We start from the raw sequence: 7,247 nt of genomic DNA, 5'->3' as shown, positions 1-7,247 counted from the left end.
CTCCTATCAAGTCACGCCGGCCGGCCTGGCCGCCGGTGCCCGGCACAGCTCGCGCTGGCCCATCAGGGGCAGTCACATGGAGAGCCAGAGCACCGACGACCAGGATCCCGACCACCGCAACAGCGGCACCACCGACCCTGACACTGAGGGTCACATGGGGCAGGCCCGAGGACGTCGGCTCCTGCCTGACGTGCACCTCGCGGCACGCGGCCGACCACCCCGACCGCCCCGACCGCCCCGACCGCCCCGACCGCCCCGACCGCCCCGACCGCCCCGACCGCCCCGACCGCCCCGACCGCCCCGACCGCCCCGACCGCAAGATCCTCACGTGCGGAGCGAAGTGCTCGCTCAGCGAACACTTCGCTCCGCGGAACGAGATCTTGGGCGGGGTCGACGCCAGGTCGGCTCGATCTCGGGCCGGGTCTTCCCGGTTCGGCTCAGCACCCCGCCGGGCGGACGTCGGTGATGTCGAACGGCCGCCCGCCAAGGCGTCGCAGCCGGCTCCGCAGGGCCCGCTTCGGGGCGACCACGGTGAAGGCGACCCCGCGGGCGTGGGCGTCCCCCGCGACGGCGGGGATCACCCAGAGCCCGAGGTCGTCGTCGGCGACGACGTCGGTGAGGTCGAGCACGACCGTCGAGGGCCCGCCCTCGAGCGCGCCCTCGACCGCCTCGCGGAGCACGCAGGCGGTGGCGGCGTGGAGGCCGCCGCGGAGCCGGACGACGACGCCGTCGGGGCGTGCCTCCCGTGCCGTGGTCAGCCCGGCCGCTCCCCCGGACCGCGCGCGGCTCCCCGGCGGTGGCGCGGCCGGCTTCATCACCATCACAGCTCCCCCTCGTCGTCACCGCGCGCAGGCGGCGTCGCCACGCCGTGGTGACGTGGTGCGGACGCCGTGATCACGCGGCGGCGGGGCCCGGCCCCGGCGGCGCCGGGCCGCGATCGGTGTCGCTGGACCATAGGCGGCGCCGCGTGCGTCCGGAAGGGGACGGGGGGCGGCCGGAACACTCCGGAAACGAAACATCGCAGGCCGTTCACCCGTCTGCGCTGCGCCGACCGGGTGTGGTGCACGCCGCTCGACGTGCTCGGTTGACCCACCCGGAGCAGGGAACGGGTGTGCACACGTGCACGTGTGCAGGAGTGCTTGTGAGCACCGGTGCGCGGGTGTCACTGTGCTCGTCCGGCGCCGCTGCACCCAGCAGGCTCGCCGGTCGGGGAACGTCGGGGCGGGGGTGCACGATCGATGCGCATCGCGGTGGCCAACAACAAGGGCGGGGCCGGCAAGACGACCGCCATCGCCCACCTCGCCGAGGCCCTCGCCGCGCGCGGACGCCGGGTCCTGGCGGTCGACCTCGACCCGCAGGCCAACCTCTCCCGGCGCCTGGGCTACGGCGAGGCCGACCTGACCGAGATGGTGACCGCCGCCGAGGTGGTGGCGGCCAACCAGAAGGGCTGCGCCGCGGACGCCGTCGTCGGCTGTCGCTGGACCCTGCCCGCCGACCCCGACCTCGCCGCCCGCATCGACCTCGTGCCGGCCCGCTACGACCTCGAGGCCCGGGTCGCGGAGGCGGGCCAGCTCGGCTCGCACGAACGGCTCGACGTCGCCCTCACCGGCGTCGCCGAGGACTACGACGTGACGCTGCTGGACTGCCCGCCCTCGCTCGGGCACCTCACGCAGCTCGGGCTGGCGGCCGCCGACACGGTCGTGCTGGTGCTGCGCCCGGAGTACGACCACCTGCAGGGCGCCATCCGGGTCCGCGACTTCGTCGCCGCCTACCGCCGCCACCTCGGCCGGCCGGAGCTCGCGGTGTCCGGGGTGATCGTCAACGAGCACGACCGGCGACGCGGCCTGCACGCCTGGCACACCGACTCGGTGGCCGAGACCTTCGGCGGGCTGGTCTGGTCGCCCCCCGTGCCGTCACGGGCCGTGCTCGCCGAGGCCATCGACGCCGCGCAGCCGCTGCGGGCCCGGGGCGCCCCGGCTCGGCCCCTGGTCGAGATCTTCTCCACCCTCGCCGACCAGCTGGAGGTCCGGCTCGATGCCGCCGTCTGAGCCCCGCGGGACGCAGCCCGGACGTCCCGCGCCCGAGCCGGGGACGCCCCGTCGTCGTGCCGGGCCGCCGCCGGGGGAACGCCGCCGACCGGAGCCGACCTCGATGCTCTCCCCCGCGCCCGGGCCGCTCATGCCCGTGGACGGGGCCGCCCGGGGGCGCCGGCCCACCCGTCAGGAGCTCGTGTACCTCTCCGGACGCGTCCCCCGGGCACTGCGCGACGAGCTGCACATCCGGGCGATCGAGGAGGGCCGGCCCGTGGTCGACCTGCTCCGCGACGCGATCCGCGGCTACCTGGACGTGGGGCCGCCCCGGGAGCGCTGACCGTCGTCAGGGACGCACCGCGCACAACGCCTCGACGCCGGCCTCGAGATCACCGCCCGGCGGGACCGACACGATGACGTGGTCCGCGCCCGCCGCGTGATGGGCACGCACCTCGTCCGGGTCGGTGCGGGTCAGCACCACCAGTAGCCGGTCGGGGCCGAGCACCCGGCGGGCCTCACGGGTGAACGCCGGCTCCACCATGGCGGGCAGGGCACCGTCGGCGATCTCGGCGGCCAGCGCCAGCATCCGGGGCCCGTTGGCTGCCAGCAGGCACGGGTAGGCGGCGTCGGGAGCGAGCGTCGCGGTCATCGCCGTCCGGTACTCCCGCACCGTGCGGACCGGCGAGCCGTAGTCCCGTCCGAGGGCGGCGGCCTGCTCCGGGTGACCTGCTCCGAGGCCGAGGACGAACCGGCCGGGGAACGTCTGCGCGAGCAACGCCGCGGCGGCGTGCGCCGTCGGTGCCGCGCGCACCCAGACGTTGGCCACGCAGGTGCCGAGCACGACGTGCTCGGTGGCGTCGAGGAGCAGCGCGGCCTGCACCAGTGCGTCCTTGCCGGGGATCTCGTTCGCCCACAGCGCCCCGTACCCGGCCGCCTCGAGGCGGCGCGCCGCGGCCCGCTGCGCCGCCACCGGCGGGGTGTCGGTGAACGACACGGGGAGGAGCGCCCCGATCGGGCCCAGCTGCATGTCAGGGACTGTCGTCACGGCGACGACGTTAGCCCGCTCCCGGTGGGTCGGCGAGCCACGGCCGTCGCCGGCTGCGTCACGAGAGGTGTCGGACGATCAGCTCCGCGAGCTCACGCGGCTTCTCCTCCGGCACCCAGTGCCCGCAGTCGGCGAGGACGTGGCCGGTGACGTCGTGTGCCATGCGGCGCAGCGACTCCTCGACCTCGGCCCCACGTCCGAAGGAGGTCGCGCCCCCGACGGCGAGCACGGGGACGTCGATCTTCTCCAGCGTCTCGTTCGCCGCGATGTCGGCCGGGACGGTCCGGTACAGCTCGAAGCCCGCGCGCAGCGCGCCCGCGGCGGTGTAGCAGCGCAGGTACTCGGCCACGGCATCGTCGGGAAGGACCTTCTGGTGGTGCCCGTAGTGCTCGTAGAACCACCGCAGGAACACCTCCTCGCGCCCGCTGATGAGGGCCTCGGGGAGGTCGAGCGTGCCCAGGAAGGCGTGGTGCCAGCGACGCCCGCCCTGGGAGATGTTCGGCTGCCCGTCGCCGGGGATCGCGACGTCGACGACGCCGAGCCTGCTCACCCGCTCCGGGTGCCGCGCCGCGATCGAGAACGCCACGACCCCGCCCCAGTCGTGTCCGACGACGGCGCACCGGTCGATCCCGAGGGCGTCGAGGAGCCGGACCAGGTCCTCGCCGAGGGTCTGCTTGTCGTAGCCGTGCAGCGGGCGGGTGGAGTCGCCGAGGCCGCGCAGGTCCGGGATCACGCACCGGTACCCCGCCTCGACGAGCAGCGGCGCGACCTGCGTCCACGAGTACCAGGTCTGCGGGAACCCGTGGACCAGCAGGACCGGCGGGCCGGTGTCGGGTCCGGTCGAGGCGACGTGCAGGACCACCTCGCCCACGTCGACGTAGGAGTGCCGGTAGTCGGCCATGGACCTCGGATGCCCCGCGCCGACACCGACCATGCCAGGGTGGGCGACCGTGCCGATCTTCCCGCCGGGGTTCCACTGGGGCAGCGCCACCGCCAGCCACCAGGTCGAGGGCAACAACGTCAACAACGACTGGTGGGACTGGGAGCACGATCCGGCCTCACCCTGCGTCGAGCCCTCCGGAGACGCGATCGACCACTACCACCGCTACGACGACGACTTCGCGCTGCTGGCCTCGCTCGGCCAGAACGCGCACCGCTTCTCCCTCGAGTGGTCGCGCATCGAGCCGGCCGAGGGCGAGTTCTCGACGGCGGCCCTGGACCACTACGCGCGCGTGCTCGACTCGCTCGCGCGACACGGCCTGACGGCGTTCGTGACGCTGCACCACTTCACGCTGCCGCGCTGGTTCGCCGCCCGCGGCGGCTGGCTCGCGCCCGACGCGCTCGACGTGTTCGGCCGCTACGTCGGGGTCGTGTCCGCCGCCCTCGGCGACCGGATGCCCTGGGTCTGCACGATCAACGAGCCGCAGATCGTCGCCCGCGAGTGCTACCTGTCCGGCCAGTTCCCGCCCGGGCACCACGATCTCACCGAGGCCGTCACGGTGAACGGCGTCCTCGCGCAGGCGCACCGCACGGCCGTCGAGGTGCTGCGGGCCGGGCCGGGGTCGGCGCAGCTCGGGACGTGCCTGCACCTGCCGCACCTCGAACCGCTGCGCCCGGGCGACGAGGCGGACGAGGGGGCCGCCGCAGCGGCGCGGCTGGTCATGGTCGACACCCACCTCGACGACCTGCGGGCGGGCGGCGACGTCGGCGACTTCGTCGGGCTGCAGTACTACTCGCGGGCCCTGATCGACGCGACCGCCGCCGACCTCACCGCTCCCCCGCCGGAGGGCGCGGAGACGACGCTGATGGGCTGGGAGGTGTACCCGGCCGGCTTCGGTGCGGTGCTGCGCCGGATCGCGGAGGCCGGGCTGCCCGTCGTCGTGACCGAGAACGGGATCGCGACGGCGGACGACGACCAGCGGGTCCGCTACCTCGCCTCCCACCTCGCGGAGGTCGCGTCCGCGCTCGCCGACGGGGTGGACGTGCGCGGCTACCTGTACTGGTCGTCGTTCGACAACTTCGAGTGGGCCGTGGGCTACCGGCCGACGTTCGGGCTCGTCGGGATCGACCGCGTCGACGGGCTCCGCCGGGTGCCGCGGCGCAGCGCGGAGCTCTTCGGGGAGGTGGCCCGCACCGGGGACCTCGCGGTGCTGGGTTCCTGACGACGGGTCAGGCCGGCCTGACCCACCCCGTCACGAAGGCGAAGTGGTCCTCGAAGCGCAGGACCGGCTCCTCGCGGTAGGCGTGGCGGAACTGGGCGATGCCCTCGGCCAGTTCCGCCTCGGAGAACTCGCCGAGCACCGACATGTACCGCGACTCCAGCATGCGCACGTAGCGCTCGCGGTCGATCGCGACGTGGAACGTGCGCCGGCTGACCGAGGCGCGCAGGCCCGCCGTCGTGAGGGCGTCGGCGATCTCCGTCGGATCGGGCTGGAGGGCCTCGAAGCGGTCGTGCGCGGCGGCGAACAGCGGGTGGGCGATGGTGCGGGGCAGCATCACCACCAGCATCCGGCCGTGGTCGGAGAGCAGTCCGGCGAGGCCGCGCAGGGTGCCGGCGCGGTCGGGCACGTGGTGGATCGCCTCCTTGACCAGCACCGCGTCGACCGACCCGGGGACCGGCAGGGACACCCGCCCCGACGCGAGGTCCTCGGCGCTCGCGAGGACCGGTCGCAGCAGCCGTGACACCGGGACGCGGTCGAGCATGGCGGCCGTCGGGTCGACGGCCGCGATCGGGCGCAGGGGCTGGAGATCGTCGGCGAGCTGGCGGGTGTACAGGCCGGTGCCGCAGCCGACGTCGACGACTCCGTCGCCCGGGTGCAGCCGCAGGGCCCCGGCCATCGCCCGGGCGAATCCCCGGACGTACTCCGGGTCGTAGGTCCAGTGCTCGTCGTAGGTCGCGGCGAGCCGGCGGTAGTGGTCGGCGAGCTGTCCGGTCATCCGGCCCAGGGTGACAGGTCGGGGGCGCCCGCGGGCGGCCCTCGATCGGGTCAGCTCGCGGAGCGCATCCGCCGCGCCGAGCCGGCGGCCCCCAGGGCGACCATGAGCACGACCACGCCGCAGAGCACCAGCGCGACCGTGGCCAGCCCCCAGACGTCGACCGCCAGCCCGGCGAGCAGGCTCGACGCGGCGGCCGCGAGGTAGCAGTACAGGTAGACCGCCGAGAGGGTGCCCGCGTGGGACCCGGCCGGGCTCCGGTCGAGCAGCACCCGCATGGCGCCCGCGAAGGCGGTGCCGAACCCGATCCCGGCGACGACGGCCGCGGCGAGGTAGACCGCGAAGCTCGCGACGAGGATGCCGACGACGTAGCCCCCGACGCCGAGCGCCAGCACCGCCGCGCCGCCGGTGAGGGCGTGGGCCGCGCGCAGGCGGCTCGACGCGAGGCCGGCGGCGGGGCCGACGAGGTGGAAGACCCCGACGGCGAGGGCCCCACTGAAGAGGTCCTGGCGGCCGAGCACCGACACCGCCAACGACGGCGCCAGGGCCTGGGTGAAGCCGCCGAGGACGTAGGTCGCGGCGACGAGCACGCAGACCGCGGGGAACACCGGACGCGCGCCCGGCGGGATCTGCACGACGGGGCGCAGCGAGGCGAGGGCGCCGGGCCGGCCACCTGACGTCTCGGGGAGGAGCGCGACGGTGACGCCCGCCGCCGTCAGGACCCCGGCCATGACCAGGAACGACGCGACGGGCGCCGTGTGGGGCCAGAGCTGGACCGCCGCGCCGGAGGTGAGGGAGCCGATCGCGATGCCGCCGGGTGGGGCGCCGCTGGTGACCGCCCCGGCCGCCCCCGGGCGGGAGGCGGGCGCGAGGTCGACCACGAACGCGCCGAGGGAGCTCAGCGTGAGGCCGATCGAGAGGCCCTGGAGCGCGCGCCCGAGGATCAGGGGCGCGGCCGAGTCGACCGTCGCGAGGACGAGGCAGGCGGCGACGCCGGCGAGCACCGCGGGCAGCGCGACCCGTCGTCGTCCTAGGTGGTCGGAGAGGCTGCCGCAGCAGAGCAGCGCGACCAGCAGCGGCAGGATGTAGACGGCGAAGGCGCCGGTGAGCGCGACGGTCGGGATGTCGTAGGTCCGCGCGTAGACGACGTACAGCGGGGCCGGCACCCCGGCGGCGGCACAGACGGCGACCAGCGAGACCGACGCCGCGACGAAGGCCGCCGTCCCGGATCGCCGCAT

General features: G+C 75.3%; 8 protein-coding genes. 3 read left to right on the top strand and 5 right to left on the bottom strand.

Going from position 1 to position 7,247, the window contains the following annotated elements:
- Nucleotides 1-437: 437 nt before the first annotated feature.
- The gene (locus tag QSK00_RS08425) at nt 438-821 is read right to left on the bottom strand and encodes an STAS domain-containing protein (protein ID WP_285589491.1); all 384 of its coding nucleotides are present in this window, start codon (nt 819-821) and stop codon (nt 438-440) included.
- A gap of 417 nt (nt 822-1,238) precedes the next feature.
- On the opposite strand from QSK00_RS08425, the gene QSK00_RS08420 reads away from it, so the two are divergent.
- Nucleotides 1,239-2,048: a ParA family protein gene (locus tag QSK00_RS08420; RefSeq protein ID WP_285589489.1), complete on the top strand. Its 810-nt coding sequence runs from the start codon at nt 1,239-1,241 to the stop codon at nt 2,046-2,048.
- Nucleotides 2,035-2,370 carry a hypothetical protein gene (locus QSK00_RS08415; protein ID WP_285589486.1) on the top strand — a complete coding sequence of 112 codons (336 nt, stop codon included), beginning with the start codon at nt 2,035-2,037 and terminating at the stop codon, nt 2,368-2,370. Before QSK00_RS08420 ends, QSK00_RS08415 begins: the two co-directional genes overlap by 14 nt.
- 6 nt (nt 2,371-2,376) lie before the next feature.
- Here QSK00_RS08415 and QSK00_RS08410 read toward each other — a convergent pair whose 3' ends face one another.
- Nucleotides 2,377-3,075, bottom strand: coding sequence for an LLM class flavin-dependent oxidoreductase (locus QSK00_RS08410; RefSeq protein ID WP_285589484.1), 699 nt, complete (start codon nt 3,073-3,075; stop codon nt 2,377-2,379).
- 58 nt (nt 3,076-3,133) lie between these two features.
- A complete protein-coding gene (locus QSK00_RS08405) occupies nt 3,134-3,976 on the bottom strand; it encodes an alpha/beta fold hydrolase (protein ID WP_285589482.1) in 843 nt (280 codons plus the stop codon).
- Between the two features lie 49 nt (nt 3,977-4,025).
- On the opposite strand from QSK00_RS08405, the gene QSK00_RS08400 reads away from it, so the two are divergent.
- Nucleotides 4,026-5,237 carry a glycoside hydrolase family 1 protein gene (locus QSK00_RS08400; RefSeq protein WP_285589480.1) on the top strand — a complete coding sequence of 404 codons (1,212 nt, stop codon included), beginning with the start codon at nt 4,026-4,028 and terminating at the stop codon, nt 5,235-5,237.
- Nucleotides 5,238-5,244: 7 nt separating this feature from the next.
- On the opposite strand, the gene QSK00_RS08395 is transcribed toward QSK00_RS08400, so the two are convergent.
- Nucleotides 5,245-6,012, bottom strand: a complete 768-nt coding sequence (locus QSK00_RS08395) for a class I SAM-dependent methyltransferase (protein ID WP_285589478.1) — start codon at nt 6,010-6,012, stop codon at nt 5,245-5,247.
- Nucleotides 6,013-6,062: 50 nt separating this feature from the next.
- A complete protein-coding gene (locus QSK00_RS08390; protein WP_285589477.1) occupies nt 6,063-7,247 on the bottom strand; it encodes an MFS transporter in 1,185 nt (394 codons plus the stop codon).

The organism is Actinomycetospora sp. NBRC 106378 (assembly GCF_030269685.1).
Classification (GTDB): Bacteria; Actinomycetota; Actinomycetes; order Mycobacteriales; family Pseudonocardiaceae; genus Actinomycetospora.
Note: the sequence above shows the minus strand (reverse complement) of the source record. Positions and strands in the feature narration are given on the sequence as shown.

Bases quoted from the DNA above. Each gene is read 5' to 3' on its own strand.
- QSK00_RS08405 (WP_285589482.1), bottom strand. From the start codon at position 3,976: ATGGCCGACTACCGGCACTCCTACGTCGACGTGGGCGAGGTGGTCCTG.
- QSK00_RS08395 (WP_285589478.1), bottom strand. From the start codon at position 6,012: ATGACCGGACAGCTCGCCGACCACTACCGCCGGCTCGCCGCGACCTAC.
- QSK00_RS08390 (WP_285589477.1), bottom strand. From the start codon at position 7,247: ATGCGGCGATCCGGGACGGCGGCCTTCGTCGCGGCGTCGGTCTCGCTG.
- QSK00_RS08415 (WP_285589486.1), top strand. From the start codon at position 2,035: ATGCCGCCGTCTGAGCCCCGCGGGACGCAGCCCGGACGTCCCGCGCCC.
- QSK00_RS08420 (WP_285589489.1), top strand. From the start codon at position 1,239: ATGCGCATCGCGGTGGCCAACAACAAGGGCGGGGCCGGCAAGACGACC.
- QSK00_RS08425 (WP_285589491.1), bottom strand. From the start codon at position 821: ATGGTGATGAAGCCGGCCGCGCCACCGCCGGGGAGCCGCGCGCGGTCC.